Origin of the sequence: Streptomyces coeruleofuscus, from assembly GCF_039532725.1 — a bacterium.
Classification (GTDB): Bacteria; Actinomycetota; Actinomycetes; order Streptomycetales; family Streptomycetaceae; genus Streptomyces; species Streptomyces coeruleofuscus.
In genome coordinates this window covers 19,500-41,580 of sequence record NZ_BAAASE010000014.1, presented here as the reverse complement: position 1 = coordinate 41,580, position 22,081 = coordinate 19,500, and the positions used below count along the sequence as shown (strand labels likewise).

General features: G+C 71.2%; 19 protein-coding genes. 13 read left to right on the top strand and 6 right to left on the bottom strand.

The genetic code is table 11. The features are described from left to right. Positions 1-34: 34 nt before the first annotated feature. Genes dgoD through ABFX81_RS37230 form a run of 3 tightly spaced genes read right to left on the bottom strand, consistent with a single transcriptional unit; the run spans position 35 to position 2,719 of the window. Positions 35-1,180, bottom strand: a complete 1,146-nt coding sequence (gene dgoD / locus ABFX81_RS37240) for a galactonate dehydratase (protein WP_346139302.1) — start codon at positions 1,178-1,180, stop codon at positions 35-37. After that, a complete protein-coding gene (locus ABFX81_RS37235) occupies positions 1,177-1,920 on the bottom strand; it encodes an FCD domain-containing protein (protein ID WP_086855177.1) in 744 nt (247 codons plus the stop codon). Before ABFX81_RS37235 ends, dgoD begins: the two co-directional genes overlap by 4 nt. Before the next feature lie 55 nt (positions 1,921-1,975). Further along, positions 1,976-2,719 carry an SDR family oxidoreductase gene (locus ABFX81_RS37230; protein WP_086855176.1) on the bottom strand — a complete coding sequence of 248 codons (744 nt, stop codon included), beginning with the start codon at positions 2,717-2,719 and terminating at the stop codon, positions 1,976-1,978. 133 nt (positions 2,720-2,852) lie between these two features. Here ABFX81_RS37230 and ABFX81_RS37225 point away from each other — a divergent pair, with 133 nt between their 5' ends. The 4 genes from ABFX81_RS37225 to ABFX81_RS37210 are packed head-to-tail and all read left to right on the top strand — an operon-like array spanning position 2,853 to position 8,147. Then, positions 2,853-4,892, top strand: a complete 2,040-nt coding sequence (locus tag ABFX81_RS37225) for a beta-galactosidase (RefSeq protein WP_086855175.1) — start codon at positions 2,853-2,855, stop codon at positions 4,890-4,892. Between the two features lie 29 nt (positions 4,893-4,921). Continuing rightward, positions 4,922-6,277, top strand: a complete 1,356-nt coding sequence (locus ABFX81_RS37220; protein WP_086855174.1) for an extracellular solute-binding protein — start codon at positions 4,922-4,924, stop codon at positions 6,275-6,277. After that, on the top strand, positions 6,274-7,218 hold the full coding sequence (locus ABFX81_RS37215) for an ABC transporter permease subunit (protein WP_086855173.1): 945 nt from the start codon (positions 6,274-6,276) through the stop codon (positions 7,216-7,218). The genes ABFX81_RS37220 and ABFX81_RS37215 overlap by 4 nt, the downstream gene beginning before the upstream one ends. Beyond that, positions 7,215-8,147: a carbohydrate ABC transporter permease gene (locus ABFX81_RS37210; RefSeq protein ID WP_428837254.1), complete on the top strand. Its 933-nt coding sequence runs from the start codon at positions 7,215-7,217 to the stop codon at positions 8,145-8,147. The genes ABFX81_RS37215 and ABFX81_RS37210 overlap by 4 nt, the downstream gene beginning before the upstream one ends. A gap of 63 nt (positions 8,148-8,210) precedes the next feature. Here the strand turns inward: ABFX81_RS37210 and ABFX81_RS37205 are convergent, their stop codons facing one another. Further along, positions 8,211-10,253 (bottom strand): glycoside hydrolase family 2 TIM barrel-domain containing protein, encoded by a 2,043-nt coding sequence (locus ABFX81_RS37205; RefSeq protein ID WP_086855171.1) that lies wholly within the window; start codon positions 10,251-10,253, stop codon positions 8,211-8,213. Between the two features lie 74 nt (positions 10,254-10,327). On the opposite strand from ABFX81_RS37205, the gene ABFX81_RS37200 reads away from it, so the two are divergent. Continuing rightward, positions 10,328-11,614, top strand: a complete 1,287-nt coding sequence (locus tag ABFX81_RS37200; RefSeq protein ID WP_086855170.1) for a cellulase-like family protein — start codon at positions 10,328-10,330, stop codon at positions 11,612-11,614. A 21-nt stretch (positions 11,615-11,635) separates the two neighbouring features. On the opposite strand, the gene ABFX81_RS37195 is transcribed toward ABFX81_RS37200, so the two are convergent. Next, on the bottom strand, positions 11,636-12,505 hold the full coding sequence (locus tag ABFX81_RS37195; protein ID WP_346139301.1) for a helix-turn-helix domain-containing protein: 870 nt from the start codon (positions 12,503-12,505) through the stop codon (positions 11,636-11,638). Positions 12,506-12,692: 187 nt separating this feature from the next. Between ABFX81_RS37195 and ABFX81_RS37190 the strand changes: the two genes are divergently transcribed. The 5 genes from ABFX81_RS37190 to ABFX81_RS37170 all read left to right on the top strand — a co-directional run bounded on the left by ABFX81_RS37190 (position 12,693) and on the right by ABFX81_RS37170 (position 16,729). Beyond that, positions 12,693-13,709: a zinc-binding dehydrogenase gene (locus tag ABFX81_RS37190; RefSeq protein WP_086855168.1), complete on the top strand. Its 1,017-nt coding sequence runs from the start codon at positions 12,693-12,695 to the stop codon at positions 13,707-13,709. 185 nt (positions 13,710-13,894) lie between these two features. Then, on the top strand, positions 13,895-14,560 hold the full coding sequence (locus ABFX81_RS37185) for an SDR family NAD(P)-dependent oxidoreductase (protein ID WP_086855167.1): 666 nt from the start codon (positions 13,895-13,897) through the stop codon (positions 14,558-14,560). A 15-nt stretch (positions 14,561-14,575) separates the two neighbouring features. Continuing rightward, positions 14,576-15,121: a cyclophilin-like fold protein gene (locus tag ABFX81_RS37180; RefSeq protein ID WP_346139300.1), complete on the top strand. Its 546-nt coding sequence runs from the start codon at positions 14,576-14,578 to the stop codon at positions 15,119-15,121. 13 nt (positions 15,122-15,134) lie between these two features. Next, positions 15,135-15,902: a glucose 1-dehydrogenase gene (locus tag ABFX81_RS37175; protein WP_086855166.1), complete on the top strand. Its 768-nt coding sequence runs from the start codon at positions 15,135-15,137 to the stop codon at positions 15,900-15,902. 176 nt (positions 15,903-16,078) lie between these two features. Beyond that, the gene (locus tag ABFX81_RS37170) at positions 16,079-16,729 is read left to right on the top strand and encodes an NADPH-dependent F420 reductase (protein WP_428837253.1); all 651 of its coding nucleotides are present in this window, start codon (positions 16,079-16,081) and stop codon (positions 16,727-16,729) included. A 15-nt stretch (positions 16,730-16,744) separates the two neighbouring features. On the opposite strand, the gene ABFX81_RS37165 is transcribed toward ABFX81_RS37170, so the two are convergent. Beyond that, positions 16,745-17,443 carry a TetR/AcrR family transcriptional regulator gene (locus tag ABFX81_RS37165; RefSeq protein WP_346139298.1) on the bottom strand — a complete coding sequence of 233 codons (699 nt, stop codon included), beginning with the start codon at positions 17,441-17,443 and terminating at the stop codon, positions 16,745-16,747. A 252-nt stretch (positions 17,444-17,695) separates the two neighbouring features. Between ABFX81_RS37165 and ABFX81_RS37160 the strand changes: the two genes are divergently transcribed. From ABFX81_RS37160 to ABFX81_RS37150, 3 genes are all read left to right on the top strand, one after another. Further along, positions 17,696-19,018, top strand: coding sequence for a UDP-glucose dehydrogenase family protein (locus tag ABFX81_RS37160; protein ID WP_346139297.1), 1,323 nt, complete (start codon positions 17,696-17,698; stop codon positions 19,016-19,018). Between the two features lie 68 nt (positions 19,019-19,086). Further along, positions 19,087-20,295 (top strand): nucleotide disphospho-sugar-binding domain-containing protein, encoded by a 1,209-nt coding sequence (locus ABFX81_RS37155; protein ID WP_086851745.1) that lies wholly within the window; start codon positions 19,087-19,089, stop codon positions 20,293-20,295. A gap of 88 nt (positions 20,296-20,383) precedes the next feature. Further along, positions 20,384-22,000 carry an MDR family MFS transporter gene (locus tag ABFX81_RS37150; protein WP_346139296.1) on the top strand — a complete coding sequence of 539 codons (1,617 nt, stop codon included), beginning with the start codon at positions 20,384-20,386 and terminating at the stop codon, positions 21,998-22,000. Positions 22,001-22,081: the final 81 nt, after the last annotated feature.

Genomic DNA, 22,081 nt, shown 5'->3' with positions numbered 1-22,081 from the left:
CCTTGGGTGGGGTGCGCGGGGGCCGGGCGGGTGCTCACCATTCGGTGAACGCCCCGTCGGCTCCTCGCCAGACGGGGTTGCGCCAGCGGTGTCCGGCCTCGGCGGCGCGGCGTACGGCCTTCTCGTCGATGTCGACGCCGAGGCCGGGACGGGACCCGCGGACGGCGTAGCCGCCGTCGAAGCGGAAGGGTTCGGGGTCCATCACGTACTCCAGCAGGTCGCACTGCTGGTTGTAGTGGATGCCCATGCTCTGTTCCTGGATGAGGAAGTTCGGCACGGAGAAGGCGATCTGGAGGCTGGCGGCCAGGGCGATCGGGCCGAGCGGGCAGTGGGGTGCCATGGTGACGTCGTACGTCTCGGCCATGGCCGCGATGCGGCGGACCTCGGAGATGCCGCCCGCGTGCGACAGGTCGGGCTGCGCGACGGCGATGCCGCTGGTCATGACATCGCGGAAGTCCCAGCGGGAGTAGAGGCGTTCGCCGGTGGCGAGCGGGATGCTGGTGGACTCCACCAGGCTGCGCAGATTGCCCGAGTGTTCCGGCAGGACGGGTTCTTCGACGAACAGCGGGTGCAGTGGTTCCAGCAGGGGCAGCAGGCGGCGTGCCATGGCGGTGGAGACGCGGCCGTGGAAGTCGACCGCGATGTCCCGCTCGTCGCCGAGCACGTCGCGGACGGCCGCGACGCGTTCGACGACCTCGGCGGTGCGGGCCGGGGTGTCGATCGGGGCGAGTTCGGCCGAGGCGTTCATCTTCACGGCCGTGAAGCCCGCCTTCATCTGCTCCCGGGCCAGCTCCGCCACGTCGCTCGGGCGGTCGCCGCCGATCCAGGCGTACATCCGGACGCGGTCGCGTACCGGGCCGCCGAGGAGGCGGTGCACCGGGACGCCGTAGGTCTTGCCTGCGATGTCCCACAGGGCCTGGTCGATACCGGCGACGGCACTGGAGAGGATGGGGCCGCCGCGGTAGAAGCCGCCCTTGGTGAGCACCTGCCAGTGGTCCTCGATGCGCAGCGGGTCCCGGCCGACGAGGTGGTCGGCCAGTTCGTGGACCGCGGCGCGCACGGTCTCGGCGCGGCCCTCGACCACGGGTTCGCCCCAGCCGGTGATCCCCTCGTCGGTGGCGACGCGCAGGAACAGCCAGCGCGGAGCCACCAGGAACGTCTCAAGTCCGGTTATCTTCAAGGAGCTTCCTTCGGCTGCGGGTCGTGTGCTTCGTCCTGGCCGTCCCGCGCCCGGACGGCCGCCAGGTCGTCGGAGGCCTGGGCCAGCAGGGATTCGACGGCGGCCACGGCGGCGTCCGGGTCGCCCGCTTCGACCGCGTCCAGCAGTTCCTGGTGCACGGGGATGGAGTCGGAGTGGTGCTGGGCGCCGTGCACGATCCGGTCGCGGACGCGCAGACCGGCCTCGATGACGACCTCCATGCGGCTGAGCAGTTCGTTGTGGGCGGCGTCCAGCAGGGCGCGGTGGAAGGCCAGGTCCGCCTCGACCATGGCTTCCGCGTCCGCGCCCGCCGCCGCCATGGCGTCGAGCGCCTGCCGCATCGCCTCCAGGTCGGCCGGGGTGCGGCGGGCCGCGGCGAGCCGGGCTCCGGCGGGCTCGACTATCGCGCGGACCTCGGCGAGGTCCTCCAGGAAGGCGTCGGTCGGAGCACTGCTGCCCTGCCAGCGCAGCAGGTCGCTGTCGAGCAGGTTCCAGTCGGCCCGGGGCCGGATGGTCGTACCGCGCTTCTGCTTCGACTCGAGCAGGCCCTTGGACGCCAGCACGCGCATCGCCTCGCGGACGACGGTCTTGCTGACGCCGAGTTCCGTCTCGAACTTGACCGGGTCCACCACGGACCCCGGGGGGTAGTCGCCGCGGATGATGCGCCGGCCCAGCTCCTCCACGGCCTGGCCGTGCAGCCCCTTACCGGGATGGGTCACCACGTTCTCCGTTTCCGCTCCGGTCCTCGTCGCTGTCGCCGCGCACGCCGCGCGCCGCTCACGAGGACTCCTTCATGACGCTCCATCCTCCATCGACCACGAGGCTCGCTCCGGTCACGAAGGAGGCGTCCGCCGATGCCAGGAAGGCGACGGCGGCGGCGACCTCCTCCGGCTGCCCGAACCGCTTGGCCGCGGTGGCCGCCACGCTGCGCGCCCGGTCGGCCTCCGGGATCCCGTCCCACGCGGCGGTGAGGACGGGTCCGGGCAGCACCGTGTTGACCCGGATGTCCGGCCCGTACTCGACGGCCAGCTGCCGCCCCAGCGAGCACAGCGCACCCTTCGCCGCGGCGTAGGCGGCGTGGCCGGGCAGGCCGATGACCGCGTGCACCGAGGAGGTGAGGACCACGGAGCCCCGCGCCTCGCGCAGCATGGCCGCGAAGGTCTTCATCGCCCGCCAGGCCGGCTTGAGCAGCACGGCCATCTGGCCGTCCCACTCGGCCTCGCCCATTTCGTGGGCGGGCTTGTTGAGCTGGGCGAAGGCGTTGCTGTGCAGCACGTCCAGCCGGCCGTGCCGTTCCTGGAGATGGCGGGCCAGGTTCTCCCAGTCGGCGGCCGAGGTCACGTCGCAGCGCACGTACTCCGCGCGTCCTCCCCCGGCCTCGATGTCCGCCGCGACCGTCTTGCCGGCCGCGTCGTCCACGTCCGTGACCACGACCGTCGCGCCCTCGTCCGCGAGTCTGCGGGCCGTGGCCGCGCCGATCCCGTGCGCGGCGCCGGTGATCACCGCTACGCGCCCCGCCATCCTGCGGCATTCCGTCATCCCGCGTCTCTCCCCTCCGCTGCCTGCACTCAGACTGCCGCACCCATCATAGCTCTTTCAATTAATAATGAATATATCTTGACGGGGCGGCGATGTCGCTCCGAGACTGACCGCCATGCGACAGGCAGACTCAGTAGCGATCGACGCCCGGCGGCGCCTGCGCCCGGCCGGGATCGCCTTCGGCGGCGACTACAACCCCGAGCAGTGGCCCGAGGAGGTGTGGGCCGAGGACGTGACGCTGATGAAGGAGGCGGGCGTCTCCCTGGTGACGGCCGGCATCTTCTCCTGGGCGAAGGTGGAACCGAGGCCCGGCGAGTACGACTTCGGCTGGTTCGACCGAGTCATGGACAACCTCGCCGGGGCGGGTGTGGCCGTGTGCCTGGCCACCATGACGGCGTCCCCGCCCCCGTGGCTGTCCCGGCTGCACCCCGAGATCCTCCCCGAGACGGCCGACGGCCGGCGCATGTGGCCCGGCGGACGCCAGCACTACTGCCCCTCCAGCCCCGTCTACCGCGAGCACGCCGTGCGCCTGGTCGAACGGCTGGCCACCCGGTACGCCGACCACCCCGCGCTGGAGATGTGGCACATCGGCAACGAGTACGGCTGCCACACCCCGATGTGCTGGTGCGACGAGTCGGCCGCCGACTTCCGGCGCTGGCTGACCGAGCGCTACGGCGACGTCGAGGCGCTCAACGACGCCTGGTCGACGGCCTTCTGGGCCCAGCGCTACGACAGTTTCGACGAGGTGCTGCCCCCGCGGCTCGCGCCGACCTTCCCGAACCCCGCCCAGCAGCTCGACTTCGCCCGGTTCTCCGACGACGCGCTGCTCCAGTGCTACCTGGCGGAGAAGGAGGTCCTGCGGCGGATCACCCCGGACGTGCCGGTCACGACGAACTTCATCGGCGTGCACAAGCCCGTCGACGCCTTCCGCTGGGCCGCCGAGGAGGACGTCGTGTCGGTCGACGTCTACCAGGACCCGCACGACGAGAACACACACGTCTCGGCGGGGTTCATCTTCGACGTCACCCGCTCCGCCCGCGCCGGACAGCCGTGGATGCTGATGGAGCAGGCCCCGAGCGCGGTCAACTGGCGTGACCGCAACGGGCCCAAGCCGCCCGGGCGGATGCGGCTGTGGAGCTGGCAGGCGGTCGCCCAGGGCGCGGACGCGGTGCTGTACTTCCAGTGGCGGCAGTCCCGGGGCGGCGCCGAGAAGTACCACTCGGCGATGCTCCCGCACGGCGGCACCGGTACCCGCACCTTCCGCGAAGTGAGCGAGCTGGGCCGTGAGTTGGCCGCTGTGCCGCGGATCGCCGGCACCCGGTCCACCGCCGACGTCGCCCTGGTATTGGACTGGAACAGCTGGTGGGCGCTGGAGCTGGACTCCCACCCGTCGACCGCCCTGAACCAGATGGAGATCGCGCTCGCCCACTACCGGCCGCTCTTCGAAGCCGGCATCGCCTGCGACGTCGTACCCCCCGACCGCGACCTGTCCGGCTACCGCCTCGTCGTCGTGCCCAGCCTGTACCTGCTGAAGGAGCAGGACGCCGAGCGCCTCACCGAGTTCGTGCGCGGCGGCGGACATCTGCTGGTGTCGTTCTTCTCCGGCATCGTCGACGACTGCGACCGGGTGCACCCGGGCGGATACCCGGCACCCCTGCGCGAGGTACTGGGCCTGCGCGTCGAGGAGTTCTGGCCGCTCGCGGAGAACGAGACGGTGGACGTCCGGCACGCGGACGGCACGGCCGGCCCCGCCGACCTGTGGTCGGAGGTCGTCGTACCCGAAGGTGCCCAGGCGGTGGCGGACTTCGGTTCCGGGCCGCTGGCCGGGCGGCCGGCCGTCACCCGGCACTCCTTCGGCGAGGGAGACGCGTGGTACGTCGCGACGCGTCTCGCACCGGAGGCCATGCGAGCACTGACGGAGGACGTGTGCCGTGCGGCGTCCGTCCGACCCGTGCTGCCCGGGCTTCCCGAGCACGTCCAGGCGACCGTGCGCGAGGGCGACGGCGGGCGGTTCGTCTTCCTGCTGAACCACGGTCAGGAGGAAGCCGAGATCCAGTTGCCCGAGCCGATGACCGATGCCTTGACGCAGGGGGCGGCTCCCGCGGACCGGCTCACGCTGCCCGCAGCCGGAGTGGCCGTACTGGTCGAGCCCTAGACGAACCGAGCTCCAGAAAAGGGACGTACATGAACAGCTCACCACCCTCGCGGAGGTCTGTGCTCCGGTGGGGTGCCGGGGCGGCCGGGTCACTGGCCGCACTCCCGGCCCTCACCGCGTGCGGCCAGACCGTCGGAGCCGCCCGCACCACCACACAGGCACCCACGCGCCGCGGCCAGAAGGTCAGGCTCGTCTTCTGGACCTGGGTGCCCATGCAGAAGACCGTCGACCTGTGGAACCGCACGCACCCCGACATCCAGGTCGAGATGCAGACCATCCCCGCGAACGTGCAGGGCGGTTACCAGAAGATGCACTCCTCGCTGACGGCCGGGAACCCCCCGGACCTGGCGCAGGTCGAGTACCACGAGCTTCCCGGCTTCATGCTGGTCAACGGTCTGACGAACCTGAGCGAGTACGGTGCCGACGCACTGCGCGACAGCTATGTGCCCTGGCAGTGGAAGCAGGGCGTCTTCGACGGCAAGGTCTACACGATCCCTCAGGCCTCCGGCCCGATGGGACTCTTCTACCGCCGCGACCTCTTCGCGAAGTGGGGCATCGAGACGCCCACGACCTGGGCCGAGTTCGAACAGGCCGCCCGCGTGGTCAAAGCCCGCGGCAACGGTGCCAGGCTGTGCGCGTTCGCACCCAACCAGCCCCCCTGGTTCGCCGCGATGTGCTGGCAGCGGGGCGCACGGTGGATCAGCACCGAGGGCGACACCTGGGTCGTCGACATGGACAACGCACTCTCCCGCGAGGTCGCGGACTACTGGGAGAGGATGGTCCGCGACGACCTCGTCTTCGTCGAGCCGGACATGTCCAGTGCCTGGTACAAGCACGTCCAGACCGGACAGATCTCCGCCTGGATCGGACCGCAGTGGGGCGACGCCCTGCTGCGCGGCAACGCACCGGGCACCGCGGGGAAATGGCGGGTGGCCCAGCTCCCGCAGTGGGAGGCGGGACAGAAGCCCGCCTCCGCGAACTGGGGCGGATCGTCCACCGCGATCCTCCAGGGCACCCGGCATCCGCGTGAGGCGCTGCAGTTCGCGCACTGGATCAACACCGACCGCAAGGCCGTCGACCTGAACGTCTCCGTCGGCTACGGCTGGCCGGCCGCCACCGGCGTCTTCCGCGGATCGGCACTCGACAAGCCCGACCCGTTCTTCGGCGGACAGCGCTACAACGACGTGTTCACCGTCTCGGACCGTTCCATCGACACCTCCTGGAAGTGGTCCCCCACCACGGACGCCGACTTCGCCCAGCTCCAGGACGCCTTCGGCGCCGCCATCGCCGAGAACGGCAGCCTCGCCGGGACACTGGCCGACGCCCAGAAGCGCACCGTGGACAACCTGCTGGCCAAGGGCCTGAAGGCGAGGAGCGCGCGATGAGCACCACGACCAGCCGGACGACGACGTCCGCACCGGGCAGCAGGCGCTCAGCCCGCCCCGACCGGGCGGCCTGGGGGTTCGTCCTCCCTTTCGCCGCCCTCTTCCTGTTCACGTTCGTCCTGCCACTGGGCTACGCCGTCTACCAGAGCCTGCTCACACCGGTGCGCTCCGGGCCGCTGGGCCTGGGCCGGGCCACCCTCGGCTTCGCCGGACTGGACAACTACGCCCTCGCCCTGCAGCAGTCGGCCTTTCTGGAGAGCTTCGCGCGGGTGCTGCTCTTCGGCCTCGTGCAGATCCCGGTGATGCTGCTGCTGTCCACCGCGCTGGCTCTGGCACTCGACACGCTCTCGCACCGCTGGGCCGGCATCCTGCGTGCCGCCTACTTCCTGCCGTACGGCGTCCCCGGGGTCATCGCCTCGATCCTGTGGGGCTTCCTGTACGTACCGGGCGTGAGCCCCATCGTCGACCTGCTCGGCAGGGTCGGTCTCGCGCCCGACTTCCTCGGCTACGACACCGCGCTGTGGTCCATCGCCAACATCGTGATCTGGCAGTTCGCCGGCTACAACATGCTGGTGATCGTCGCCCAGCTCAAGGCGATTCCGCAGGAGCTCTACGAGGCCGCCCGCATCGACGGGGCCAGTGCCTGGCAGACGGCGATGCGGATCAAACTGCCGCTCGCCCGGCCGGCCCTGGTGCTCACCGGCGTGTTCTCCATCATCGGAACGCTCCAGCTGTTCGCCGAACCGCTGGTCATCAAGCCGCTGACTCCGGCGGTCACCAACTCGTACACACCGAATCTGAGCGCGTACAACGAGGCGTTCGCCAACAACAACATCTACCTCGCCGCGGCCGAGTCGGTGATCCTCGCGCTGGTGGCGAGCGTGCTGTCCTTCGGCTTCCTCAGCGTGGTGAACCGCAAGGAAAGAAGGGATGCACGGTGAGCGTGTCCACTCCCCGCACCGAGAAGCCGGCGGCCGCCCCCGCCCATGCCCCGCGGGCAGCCGCGGAACGCCGTGCCGGCAGCCCGCGCCATGGGCCGAAGCCCTCGCGGATCCTGCTGGTCGCGCTGCTGACCGTCGCGGCGCTCTACTTCCTGCTGCCCGTCTACTGGCTGGTGGTGGCCTCCAGCAAGACCAGCGCCGGGCTCTTCGGCACCTTCGGGCTGTGGTTCTCCGACCCGCAGTGGCTACGCAACATGGCGAACGTCTTCTCCTACGGTGACGGCATCTTCTGGAGCTGGACGTGGAACAGCCTCCTGTACGCCGGAGTCGGTGGCGCGCTGGCCACCCTCCTCGCCTGTGCCGCCGGTTACGCCCTCGCCGTGTACCGCTTCCGCGGGCGCGAGGCGGTCTTCAAGGTCGTACTCGCCGGTGTGCTGCTCCCCAGCACCGCGCTCGCCCTGCCGATGTACCTGCTGTTCAGCAAGGTGGGCCTGGCCAACACCTACTGGGCCGTGCTGATTCCCAGCATGGTCAGTCCCTTCGGGGTGTACCTGTGCCGCATCTATGCCGAGGCGGCGGTACCCGCCGAGATGCTGGAGGCGGCACGGGTCGACGGCGCCGGCGAGTGGCGGATCTTCGGCACCCTGGTGCTGCGCACCATGACGCCCGCGCTGGTGACCGTCTTCCTCTTCCAGTTCGTCGGCATCTGGAACAACTTCTTCCTGCCGCTGGTGATGCTCTCCGACGACCGCAAGTACCCCATCACACTCGGCCTGACGACCTGGCAGACGGCGGCCGACCGGACTCCCGAGCTCTACCAGCTCACGGTGGGCGGAGCGTTCCTCTCGATCCTCCCGCTGGCCGCGGCGATGCTCGTCCTGCAGCGTTACTGGCGGTCGGGCCTCACCCAGGGCAGCGTCAAGGGCTGACACACACCGTGGCCCGTGCCCGGCGCAGGACGCCGGACACGGGCCACACCTTTTGCCGGACGCCTACGACCTGGGGTTGGCCGCCTTCCGGAACGCCTCGTGGACGAGCTTGGGCCGCTGCTCGGCGAAGGTGAGCAGGCCCATGACGGAGATGCCGTTGTAGTCCTGGTTGTACCCGGCCCGCTGCTTGTAGTCCTTGAGGACCCAGTAGGTGAAGCCGGCGACGAACTCGCTGCGCGCGGCCACCTGGTTCCAGTGGGCGGTGAAGCTCGCCGCCTGCCATTCCTCGGTGCCCTGCGTGGTGTCCGGGCCGTGGGTGCCGGCGACCGACCAGGTGCCGTTCTCCGTGATCAGGATCGGCTTGCCGGGGTACTTCGCGTGCACCGCGTCCAGCGTCGGGCCGAGGTCGGCGTCCTTGCCGTAGAAGTAGCCGAAGTACTCGTTGAACCCGATCACGTCGGCGATGTCGAAGGCGGGGTCGTTGCTCGTGTTGGAGGCCCAGGTCACGGGCCGCGCGGTGAGGTCGACCGCCTTCACCGCCGCCTTCATGTCGGCGAGCCAGGCGCGGTAGACCGGCGCCCCCTCGGGGTCGATCTCCGACTCGTTCTGCAGGCACCAGAGGATCACCGAGGGGTGGTTGTGCTGGTTCCACGCCATGGTCAGGGCCAGGGCACGGGCGAGGCCGTAGCGCTCGGTCTGCAGCTTCTCCTGGGCGGTGTTGAGCCACATGGTGTCGATGTCGTCCATCACCAGCACACCGTGCTCGTCCGCCCAGTCGTAGACGTAGGGGTGACGGTTGTAGACGCAGTTGCGGATGAAGTTGGCGCCCACTGCCGTGATGTGGCCCAGTTCCCGGTCGTACTCGGCGGGCGTCATCGCCCTGCCGTGCGCGGCCGTCTCCTCGTGCCAGTTGAGGCCCTTGAGGAAGAGCGGCTTGCCGTTCAGCCGCACCTGCGCGTCGCGGACGGTCAGTTCGCGTACGCCGTAGCGGGTGGACAGCGTGTCCACCCGGGGACCTGAGGACTTGTCGGCGGTCAGGGTGGCGCGGGCGGTGAGGGTGTGCGGCGAGGCCGGACTCCATCGTGGTGCGTGGGGCACGCTGACCGAGACGCGTACGACGCTTGCCGAGCGGGCGGCGATCCGGGCCGCGACCACGGTCGGCCGGCCGCCGCTGCCCCGGCCGGGGTCGAGCGTGAGCCATCCGTCGAAGTCGGAGGCGCCGTGGTTCTCGACGACCGCCCGTGCGTCGAGGCGGCCGTTCGCCCCGGCCATGAGCAGCTTGGCGATGGTGACCCGCGGAACCGCCTCGATGTAGGCCGACCGGGTCAGACCCGCGTAGGGCCAGTAGTCGACCGGCTTGTACGGGATCTCGTGGTCGTCGGTGACCTGCTGCGGTGGCGCCGCCGTGTAGTCGGAGTAGCTCGCCCGGCGGAAGACCCGCACCGCGAGCGTCTGTCGCGTGCCCGGCCCCAGCGCCCCCGCGACCGGGAGCGCGAAGGGCGAGTTGGCGCCCTCGTGCTTGCCGAGGTACGTGCCGTCGAGCCAGACCTCGGCGCTGTAGCCGGCGGCCAGGAAGGCGATGCGCACATGGCGGGCTCGCCAGGATCCGGGAACGTCGACGGTGGTGCGGTACCAGGCGTAGCCGTCGGCGAACGCCGTGCCCGCGCCGAAGGTAGCGGTCTCCGAGGCGAATCCGGGCGTGTCCAGCAGGTCCCAGGCCGACGGGACGTCGATGCGGCCCCACGCCGTGTCGTCGAAGCGCGGGGACTGCCAGCCCTCGCCGAGCCCCTTGTCGCCGGGGTCGAAACGGAAGCGCCACCGCTTGTCCAGGGACAGGTACTCGCGGGTGGGCTCCCGGGTGCGCCAGCCGTCGAAGGCGGGGAGGACGGCGCCGTACTGGAAGACGACATGGGTGCCACCGACCTCGCGCACATGGGTGCCGGAGGGTTCGGCGGCCGGGTGGGTGTCGAGCACCGGGCCGTCCGCGGCTGAGGCCGGGCCGTCCGCCGCTCTCGCCGTTTCCGGCCAGGCCGGCAGCGCTACGAAGGCGGCCGCGCCGAGTGCCGTGACGACGGTGCGCCGGGACAAGGGGAGGGATTCGGTCATGGCAGAAGCCTGGGGAGCCGCCCGAACCCTGTCAAGGATTATTCATAAATAATGAATTGAGCTAGCGTGGCCTCATGACCTCACTGCAACAGGCCGCCGTGAGCGGGACCACGGGCCGACTCGCCATCACCCTGTGGGACTTCAGCTGGTACACCCAGGCGGGCCCCGGCGAGCCCTTCGCCGACCTCGACCGCGCCTTCGCCGAGGCGGTGGAGCGGGGCTTCAACACCGTGCGCGTCTGCGCCATGCCCTTCCTGCTGTTCTCCGGACGTGTCGAAGCCCCTGAGTCGCTGCAAGTCCAGGGACTGGGCGGCGAGTTCGGGCAGCGCACCCGCTGGTACAACGTGCGCGGCGGTTATCCGCTGGACGGCCTCCGACGGCTCGTCGAGCTGTTCGAGGCGGCCGCCCGACATGACTGCCGGGTGATCGTCTCCTCATGGGAGTATCAGCAGTCCCCCAGCTTCGCCGACACCGACGCCTGGCACCGCGCCCTGGCCGCGGTCCCCGGACCCGACCGGGCCGAGGTCGTGGCCGAAGCCCTCGCCGGGCTGCTGGACTTCCTCACGGAGCGCGGGCTGGCCGACCGCGTCGCCTACGTCGAGGTGCACAACGAGGTCGACAACTGCTCCCTGGTACCGGACGACGACGCCACCCACTACGCCAGGCTGCGCGGCCCCCTCGACCGTGCCGTGAAGCTGCTGCGCGCACGCCACCCCGGCATTCCCGTCACCTACTCGCTCGGCGAGCCCTGGCCGGACGAGCTCGACGACCTGCCGGAGCAGGCGCAGATCGCGCACTTCCACTTCTACGTCTACGGCGTGCTCGGCGCGCTGTACCAGGCGACGGGACTCGGCCACGGCACCGAACCGGCGCCCCGGACGGCGACCTGGCCCACTCCCGAACTGGCCGGCATGCTGCGCCGCGACGCCCCCGCCTTCGCCGACTACCAGCCGGACGAACCCTGGCGGCTGGCGGCCACCGGAATCCCGCGCGAACTCTTCTACGCGCACGACTGGGTGGACCCCGACCGCTGGGACCTGTGGCTCTACGAGAACTACGCGGCCCACCGGGACGCCATGCGCGAGACGCTGGCCCAATGGGTCGACTCCGTCGCCGACTTCGCCCGTCGCCGCGGCATCCCCGCCGTCCTCGGCGAAGGCGTGGTGGGTTACACCCCGCTCCTGACGCGCTTCGAGGAGGACGCCGTCGGCAAGGACATCGCGGAGTTCGTCGTCGACCGCTGCCTCGCGGCGGGCTTCCACGGTGTCCTCCTGACATCCAACGCGGCCCCGCACCACCCCATGTGGCACACCGACGGGGACTGGATGCGGCGGGTGAACGCCCGGGTCACCGGCGGCTGACCGGCGACCGGAACAGAGCTCTCAGCCGGGCGGCGGTGACGGGGACAGGTGCTGGTCGGCGGCCCAGGAGGCCAGGATGCGCAGCCGCTCGTGGGTGGAGGATCCCGGCGCGGCCGTCCAGACGGTCAGGTGCTGGTCGGGATCGGTGTTGGCCGTGAGGGTGTCCCAGTCCAGGACGAGTTCGCCGACGACCGGGTGGGCGAGGGTCTTGGTGCCCACGGTGCGGGCGGCGACGTGGTGGTCGCCCCACCACCGGGCGAACTGCTGGTCGCGGGTGGACAGTTCACCGACCAGCTCGATCAGGCGCGGATCCTCCGGATACTTCGCGGCCTCCATCCGCAGCTGGGCCACGGCAATCCGGGCGGAGGACTGCCAGTCGGCGTACAGGGTGCGCATGGCCGGGTCCGTGAAGATGATCCGCGGGTAGTTGCGGTGCTTCTCCGGGACGCGGGAGAAGTCCGTGACCAGGGCGGCGGCCAGCGCGTTCCAGGCCAGGATGTCCCCGCGCCGGCCCTGGACAATGGCCGGGGTGGCGGTCAGGTCGTCCAGGACCCGCTGGAGCTGCGGCTGTACCTTCTGCCGGCCGCGGCGCCGGGTGCGCGTGGTGGTCTTGCCCGCGAGCTGGAAGAGGTAGCCCCGCTCGTCGTCGTCCAGGTGGAGGACCCGGGCGAGGACGTCCAGGACCGGCGCCGACGCCTGCATGCGGCCCTGCTCGAGTCGGGTGTAGTAGTCGGTGCTGATGCTGGCGAGGTGGGCGACTTCCTCGCGGCGCAGGCCGGCCACACGGCGGGGCCTGCCGCTGTCGGGCAGTCCGACTGTGCGCGGGCTCAGCTCCGATCGGCGCTTCTTGAGGAATTCTCCCAGCTCATTGAGGGGAACGTTGCCGGTCATGCTTCCCAGAATGACATCGATCGCGCCTCGGGAAGGGGGGAGAATTTACTCCCAGGATGTTTCCTTCCCAGGAGGGATTTCTCCGCTTTTCGCGCTTGGACCCGAGTGCGAGCCTCGACCGGGAGCAGCCGTGTCCCCCCGACTCGGCCGCGGTACGCAGATCCTCGCAGTGAAGGAAGGCCCACCCATGCGCGGAGCAGTCATCCACGCCCCCGGCGACGTGCGTCTCGAGGAACTCGACCACCCGAGGATCCTCCACCCGACGGACGCGGTCATCCGCACGGTCGCCACCTGTGTGTGCGGCTCCGATCTGTGGCCCTACCGCGGCCTGGAGCCCATAGGCGACCCGCACCCGATGGGACACGAGTACGTCGGCGTCGTCCAGGAGGTCGGCAGCGAGGTCACCTCGGTCGCGCCGGGCCAGTTCGTGGTCGGTTCCTTCGCCACCTCGGACAACACCTGCGCGAACTGCCGGGCCGGCTGGCAGTCGAGTTGTCTGCGCCGGGAGTTCATGAGCACCTGCCAGGCCGAGTACGTCCGCATCCCCAACGCCCACGGCACCCTCGTCGCCACCGACGAGCACCCGGACGGCGAGTTCGTGCCCGGCCTGCTCGCCGTCTCCGACGTGATGGGCACCGGCTGGTACGCCGCCCTCGCCGCCGAGGTCAGGCCGGGCTCCACGGCCGTCGTCGTCGGTGACGGCGCGGTCGGCCTGTGCGGTGTCATCGCCGCCAAGGAGCTCGGCGCCGAGCGGATCATCGCCATGAGCCGTCACGCGTCCCGGCAGGAGCTGGCCGTGGAGTTCGGCGCCACGGAGGTCATCAGTGAGCGCGGCGAAGAAGGCATCGCCCGCGTCAAGGAACTGACGAAGGGCATCGGCGCGGATTCGGTACTGGAGTGCGTCGGCACAGCCGAGGCGATGCGGCAGGCCCTGCACTCCGCCCGGCCCGGCGGCAACGTCGGCTTCGTCGGTGTCCCCCACGAGGTTGCCCTCGACGGCGAGGAGCTGTTCTTCTCCCACGTCGGCCTGCGCGGCGGCCCCGCCCCGGTGCGCCGCTACCTGCCCGACCTGATCGACCGCGTACTGTCGGGCCGGATCAACCCGGGCAAGGTCTTCGACCTCACCCTGCCCCTGGAGAAGGTCGCCGAGGGCTACCGGGCGATGGACGAGCGCCGGGCGATCAAGGCCCTGCTCAAGCCCTGACCCGTACAGCCCGTCGCAGGGGCGGGCCTCGGCCGCCCTGACCCGTACAGCCCGTCGCAGGGGCGGGCCTCGGCCGCCCTGCCCCGTACAGCCCCTCGCCGGGCCCCTGCCGCCCCGACCCAGACACCCCACCGCGGGGCCGGGCCTCCGCCGCCCGGCCCCGGACGCCCCACGAAGGACCACTCATGACCACCTTTGCCCTCGTCGGCGCCGGTCCGGGCCTCGGGCTCGCCACCGCCCGCCGCTTCGGAACCGCCGGCCACAGCGTCGCCCTCGTCTCCCGCAACGCCCGGCACCTGGAGGAACTGACCGCCGAGCTCGCCGGTGACGGCATCCGGGCGCGCGGGTTCACGGCCGACGTCCTGGATCCCGCGTCCCTCACCACGGCCCTGGGCACGGCGGCCGACGCCCTCGGGCCCGTCGAGATCCTCCAGTACAGCCCCGTGCCCCGCGCCGACTTCATGCAGCCGGTCCTCGACACCGGCGCCGACGATCTCGACGCGCCGCTGTCCTTCTCCGTCAAGGGTCCTGTCACCTGCGTGAACGCCGTCCTGCCCGGGATGCGCGACCTCGGCCGCGGCACCCTGCTGTTCGTCAACGGCGGCACCGCCGTACGCCCCCACCCCGACCGGGCCGGCACCTCGATCGCCTTCGCCGCCGAGAGCGCCTACGCCCGCATGCTGCACGACGCGCTCGCCCCGGAGAACATCCACGCCGCCCAGCTGATCATCCCGGGCGCCATCCGCCAGGAAGCCGAGCACAGCAGCCCCACGGTGCTGGCCCGGCGCCTGTACGACATCCACGTCGAGCGCGACGGCTTCCGGCACTTCGCCGAGCCGCTGCCCGAGTGACCCCGAGCAGACGTCATGATCGCGTCCGCCCTCCGTCTCCGCGCCCGCGCGGTACCGATCGCCGTGGTGCTGCTGACGGTGACCGCGTGCACTGACGACCCGCCTGCGGCCGCCCCCTCTTCCACGTCCTCGCCGTCCTCCCCCGCCGCCGGGACCCGGCAGACGGCGATGGCCCAGGAGCCCACCGCACCGTCCGACAGGAACACCGCCATGACCATCCGGCTCACCGTCCACGGCCAAGCCGTCGACGCCACCTTGAACGACAGCGCCGCCGCCCGCGACTTCGCCGCCCTGCTCCCCCTCACCCTGGACCTCAGCGACTTCCACGGGAAGGAACGGGTCGCCGACCTGCCCCGCAGGCTGGACACCTCCGGGGCGCCGGACGCGGCCGAAGGCAAGGCGGGCGACCTGGCGTACTACGCGCCCTGGGGCAACCTGGCCGTCTACTACCGGGACGGCGGCTCCCGCGACCCCGGCCTGGTCATCCTCGGGCACCTCGCCGACGGCGCCGCCGAGCGCTTCACCACCGCCGATCACGTCACGATCGAAGCCGTCTCATAGGGAGAAACACCGCATGAACCCCACCTACGACTTCAGCGGCCAGGTCGCCCTCGTCACCGGCGCCGGCTCCGGTATGGGCCTTGCGACCGCCCGCGCCTTCGCCGAGTCGGGGGCCGCCGTCGCCCTCACCGACGTCGACGAAGCAGCGTTGAACGCGGCCGCGAAGGAACTCACCGACGCCGGTCACCGAGTCCTGGCTCTCCCGTGCGATGTCACCGACGAGGACCAGGTCGCCGCCGCGGTCGACCGCACCGTGGAAACCTTCGGCCGCCTCGACATGGCCTACAACAACGCCGGCATCCAGATCCCGCCCAGCGACGCGGCCGACGAACCCGCCGAACGCTTCGACCGCGTCAACGCCATCAACCTCCGCGGCATATGGGCCTGCATGAAGCACGAACTGCGGCACATGCGCGCCCAGGGCAGCGGCGCCATCGTCAACTGCTCCTCCCTGGGCGGTCTGGTGGGCCTGCCCGGCCGCGCCTCCTACCACGCCTCCAAGCACGGCGTCATCGGCCTGACCACCAGCGCCGCCCTCGAATACGCCCCGCGCGGCATCCGCGTCAACGCCGTCTGCCCCGGCACCATCGACACCCCCATGGTCAGCGACATGATCGCCAAGGGAGAACTCGACCGCGCCGAGGCCGAAGCCAACCAGCCCGTCAACCGGCTCGGCACCGCCGACGAGATCGCCCAGGCCGTCCTGTGGCTGTGCAGCCCCGGGGCCGGCTTCGTCATCGGCGTCGCGCTCCCCGTCGACGGCGGCTACGTCGCCCGGTGACGACGGCCGGCGGGGGCACGTGGTGGCCGAGCAGCTCCCGCCGGGAACATCAGCGCAACGCGGCTCGGCCGAGCGGATCTTCCGGGGCTGACAGTGTGGCCCCACAAGGGTCGGCGACCACCGGACTAGGTCTTTGGTGCCCGGTCCACTCGGCCCGAGGTCCGATCCGCCGCTCCATGACAACAACTAGCGTCCCACTCATGCGCTTAGGACTACTTGGCACCGGCAACGTCGCACGAGCACTGGCCCACGGCTGGAGCGCCGCAGGGCACGACGTACTCCTCGGCTCACGCCGACCCGAGGAACGGGCGGACCTCGGTCTCCCCGTGGCGAGCCTGAAGGACACAGCCGCTCACGCGGAGGTCCTCGTCAACGCCACCCCGGGGACCGTCTCCGTGGAACTCCTGCACTCCATCGGGGCAGCCGCGCTGGCCGGCACCCTGCTGATCGATGTCGGGGTCGGCCTCTCCGACGACTTCACCGAGCTCTCGCACCCCAACAGCAGCCTGGGGGAACAGATCCAGGAAGCCTTCCCCCTGACCCACGTCGTGAAGACGCTGTGCACCATGGACTCCACGGTGATGGTCGCCCCGGGCGATCTGGACGGCCCGAGCACCGTCTTCCTCTCCGGTGACGACGCCGAAGCCAAACGGACCACGGGCCGGCTGCTCACCGATCTCGGCTGGCCCCCGTCGTCCCAGCTCGACATCGGCGGCATCACCACAGCACGCGGACAGGAGCATTTCGCCCTGCTGTTCATGGGCATCGCGGGCGGTCTGGGTTCTCACACGTTCAACATCAACGTCGTCGCCCGCCCTACTGCCTGACAGGTCGCGGCACCGTCAGCTGTCCCCGACGGGGCGCTCGTCCCCGCCCCCGGCCGCCCCGTCGTCGTCTTCCGGCCCCGGACCCAGCAGGACCTCGATGCCCGCGCGCAAGTACCGCTCCAGCGTGGCGTCCGGCGTCGAGACCAGGGCGGGTGGGCGGATCTCCGTGCGCATCAGGCTCGTGCCGAGCATCCAGGCGGCGAGGAGTTCCGCCCTCAGGTCGGCGTCGGGGCCGCCGATGCGGGCGGCCAGGCGGTGGGAGAACACCTCCGTGAAATCCGCCCGCAGCCGCGCCACCGCCTCGTCCCGGCCGGAGGACCGCAGCACGGAGAGCACCGGGTGCGGGAAGCCGCCCTCCCTCGGCTGCCCCATGAGCAGCGCGCAGAACCAGTCGGGGATCGCCTCGACCGGCTCGTCCAGCAGCGGTTCGAATATCTTGCGGCTGCCCGAAACGTCGTTGAACAGCGCTTCTTTCGAGCCGAAGTAGCGGTAGACGAGGGCGGCGTCCACGCCCACGTCGCCCGCGATGTCGCGCACGCTGGTGCCTTCGTAGCCGTACTTGCCGAAACGGAAGGCCGCGGCCGCCCGCAGCGCCGTACGCGTCGCCGAGGCCGAGCGTTTGTGGGCGGACCTGCCGGCCACCGCCTTCGCCGTCTCGCCGTTCTGTACTCCGGTCACGTACCGCACCTCCGTGGTCCACGGCGCTTCCGCCATCCGCCCATGTTCCAGTGTGCGGCGACTGTCTCAAAGTCACCGACCGATGTCATCAACCGTTGACTTACGTTCTCGCCGCATGCGATACCTGACTCCGGTCAACGATTGGTGACTTGAGTCCTCGCTCCGCCCGGGCCGTACGACGGAGTCGGCCCTTCCAGGTCCGCCCGCACGACGTGATCGAGCGCGCTTTCGCGCGCCTCTCGACCGTCGGACGCGGGCACCCCCACCGACCGGAAAAGGTGATCTTCTGTGCCTGCTCGACGCGTCGCCGTGATCGGAACCGGCTACGTCGGACTCACAACCGGCGCCTGCCTGGCCTCTCTTGGGCACTCCGTGGTGTGCGCGGACGCCGACCCGCACAAGGTCGAGCGGCTGCGCGAGGCCCGGGTGGACATCCTGGAGCCTGGTTTGCAGGAGACCGTCCGGGACGCCCTGGACGCTGCCCGGCTCGACTTCACCGGCGACACCGCGGCCGCCGTCGCCGAAGCCGACGTCGTGTTCCTGTGCCTGCCCACACCCATGGGGGCGGGCGGCGCGGCCGACCTCGCCGCCGTGGAGGCGGTGGCCGCGCAGATCCGGGAGGTACTGCCGCCCGGCTGTGTCGTCGTCAACAAGTCGACCGTGCCCGTCGGGACGTGCGAGCGCGTCGCCGCGCTGCTCGGCCGGGACGACGTGGTCGTGGTGAGCAACCCGGAGTTCCTGCGCGAGGGCCGCGCCGTCCACGACTTCCTGCACCCCGACCGGATCGTCATCGGTGCCGCCGACCGGGACGCCTCCCGGCGCGTGGCCGACCTGTACGCCGGACTGGACGCGCCGCTGGTGCTCACGGACCCCGCCAGCGCCGAACTGACCAAGTACGCGGCGAACTTCTTCCTCGCGATGAAGCTGTCCTTCGCCAACAACCTCGCCACCGTCTGCGAACGCTTCGGCGCCGACATCAACGATGTCACCGAGGGCATCGGCCGCGACCCGCGCGTCGGCTCCGCGTTCCTGCGGCCCGGGCCCGGCTGGGGCGGCTCCTGTCTGCCCAAGGACACCCACGCCCTGCTGACCGTGTGCGACCTGGCCGGGGTCGACTTCCCCCTGCTGCGCGCCACCATCGAGACCAACGTCACCCACCAGCAGCAGCTCGTCGATCGGGTCGCCACGTCCTGCGGGCGTGGCGCGGACGGCTCGCTGCACGGCGTACGACTCGCCCTGTACGGACTGACCTTCAAGGCCGGCACCTCCGATCTGCGGGACTCCCCCGCTCTCTCCGTCGCCCGGCTGCTGCGCGAGCGCGGCGCCGAACTCACCGCGTACGACCCGGCGTTGTGTGAGGAGCGGCCCGACTTGAGTGATCTGGTCGACCTCGCCGACGACCCGGTGCGGGCGGCGGAGGGTGCGGCCGCCTGTCTCGTCCTCACCGAGTGGCCGGAGCTGCGCGACCTCGACTGGGCGGCGATCGCCGCGCGCATGGCGGGCCGGGAGGTCCACGACTTCCGCAACCTGCTGGACGCGGACCGGCTCGCGCGGGCCGGGCTGAGCTGGCAGGGCATCGGGCGCGCGGAGGCACCGACGAGGGTGGCGTGACAGCGGGTCCGGCCCCGGCTCCTCCCTCTCCCTCCCTCCGAAGAAGAATCCAAGAGAAAGGCTCACCCATGCGGGTTCTGTGCACCACGCTCGGCAGTCCCTCCCACGGGCGTGCTCAGCTGCCCCTGCTGCGCGCCCTCGCCGAGGCCGGGCATCAAGTGCTGGTGGTCACCACCGAGGCCCTCGTCCCCGTCTTCCGTGACGACGACGTACAAGTGAAGCCCGTTTTACCGGAGTTCGATCCGCTCGCCGCGATGGGCCCGTACCTCGCGGAGCTCCAGGACACCCCCGACCTGACGGAGCCGACGAACGCGCTGGCCCGGCTGCTGATGCGCAACGTGGCCGGGCCGGGAGTCAAGCCGCACCTGGACGTCCTGCTTCCCCTCGCCCGGGACTTCCGGCCCGATCTGATCCTGCGGGACGGTATGGACATGGGCGCGGTGCTCACCGCCGAACTGCTCGGCGTGCCGCAGTTGCCGACGCCTTCCGGGTTCAGCAACGTCCTGGACCCCGTCGAGGTGCTGCCACAGCTGAACGAGCGGCGCACGGAACTGGGACTGCCCGTGGGGGACGACCCGCTGTCCGTCGTACCGTACGGCCGCGTCGACTACGTGCCGCCGGCCTTTTCCTTCGCCCGGCACCTGCCCAGCACGTGGGCCTACCGGCAGACGGTGGACGTCGAGCGCGGCGCGGTGCTGCCGGAGTGGGCCGCCGGACTGCCCACGGACCGGCCGCTGGTGTACGCCGCGATCGGTACCGCCCTGCCGAAGATGCGTGAGCGCATGGCGCACGGGCAGACGCCTCTGCCGGTGAAGCTGCCGGACAGCACCGAGAGTCTGCGCGCGATCGTGGGGGCGGCGGCCGAGCTGGACGACTGCACGGTGGTCGTGTCGACGTCCGGGGTGCCGGTGGACACCGAGGGTCTGCCCGGGCACGTCCATGTCACCGAGCGGGTGCCGCAGCCGCTGCTGCTGGAGTCCGTCGACCTGTTCGTCACCCACGGCGGCTTCAACAGCATCCGCGAGGCCATGCGCACCGGCACGCCGCTGGCGGTCCTGCCGCACTTCGGGGACCAGCCGGCCAACGCGGAGCGGGTGGAGGAGCTGGGCCTGGGCCGTCACATCGCGGATCGCAGTGCGGCCGGAATCGCCGACGTGTGCCGCAAACTCCTCGCCGACCCCGAGCCCCGGGCGCGGGCCCGGTCGGCCCAGTTGGCGATGCTGACGCTGCCGGAGATCGGCCAGGCGGTCGGCGACCTGGCCGGCATCGCCGGCTAGCCGCGCCCGCTCCCGGCGCGGGCCGCTCCGAAGCCCCGGGGCGGCCCGCGTCCGTGCGCCGTACCCGCCCCCACCCCGAGGACGACACGTGACCTTCTCCGACACCCAAGAACAGGGCGCGGCCGGGGACATGCCCCCGCGGCTCAGTCACCGGCAGATCACCACCGTCATGTCCGGGCTGGTGCTCGGCATGTTCCTGGGGGCGCTGGACCAGACGGTGGTCTCGTCCGCGCTGCGGACCATCGCCGACGACCTGCACGGGCTGACCGCCCAGGCATGGGTGACCACCGCGTATCTCATCACCGCCACCATCGCGACGCCGCTGTACGGCAAGCTCTCCGACATCCACGGCCGCAGGCCCGTCTACCTCGCTGCGATCGCCCTGTTCACCGTCGGCTCGCTGCTGTGCGGATGCGCCACGTCGATCTACGAACTCGCGGCGTTCCGCGCCGTGCAGGGTCTCGGCGGCGGCGGGCTGATGTCGCTGGCGATGACGATCGTCGCCGACATCACCACTCCGCGCGAAAGGGGCCGCTACCAGGGCTACTTCATGGCCGTGTTCGGCGGCGCCAGCATCGTCGGCCCGCTGGTGGGCGGCGCGTTCGCGGACCGGGCCGAGCTGCTCGGAATAGCGGGCTGGCGGTGGATCTTCCTGATCAACGTGCCGCTCGCCGCCGCGGCCGCCGTGGCGATCATGCGCGTGCTGCGCTTCCCGCACCAGCGGGTGCGGCACCGGCTCGACTACGCCGGGGCGCTCGCCCTGGCCGTGGGGCTGGTGCCGCTGCTGACGGTCGCCGAGCAGGGCCGCGTCTGGGGGTGGGGCTCGTCCCAGGCCCTGTTGATGTACGCGATCGGCGTGGCGGGGCTGGCCGTGTTCCTCGTCGTGGAGCGGCGGTCGGGTGATGCCGCGCTGCTGCCGCCGCGCCTGTTCCGCATCCGGACCTTCCGGCTGGGCGTCGGGCTGCACTTCGTCGTCGGCATCGGCATGTTCGGCGCGATGACGACGCTGCCGCTCTATCTCCAGCTCGTCCGTGGCATGAGTCCCATCGCGGCGGGCTTGGCCACCCTGCCCACGGTCGCCGCGAACCTCGCGGTGACGCTGCTGACGGGCCGGATGATCGCCCGGACCGGCCGGTTCAAGGTCCATCTCGTCGCCGGTGTCGGCTCGTTCACCGCCGCGATGCTCGTGTTCGCCACGCTGCGCGTGGACAGCCCGCTGTGGCACGCGGCGCTCGGCATGGCCCTGATGGGCGCGGGACTCGGAGCCTCGATGCAGACGCTCACCACGCTCGCGCAGTGCGAGGTGCCCCGTACGGACATGGGCGCGGCGACGGCGTCCGTCAACTTCTTCCGCTCCAACGGCGGCACGGTCGGTACCGCGGCGTTCCTGTCGATCCTGTTCACCACGGCGGCCGGCAGCATCGCCGAGCGACTGGCCGAGGCCCGCCACGACCCGGCCTACCGCCGTCTTCTGGCCCAGCCCGACAACGCGCACGCCCTGACGGGGGTCCTCCGCCCCGGCGGCGGGGTCAACCTGGAGGACTCCGCCTTCCTGCGCACCCTCGACCCGAGCGCGGCCCTGCCGTTCCTGGAGGGCTACGTCACCTCGATGCGCATCGTCTTCCTCACCGGCGCGGCGGTGTCCCTGGCCGCTTTCGCGCTGGCGGCCTGGCGGGTTCCCGACCTCACGCTCTCCGACGAGTAGCGTCCGGAGAACGTCGTATGTCAGCTCATGGCCCCTTCTTGAGAAGGGGCCTCGTCATACTTCCGGGGGACGGGCCGGCCC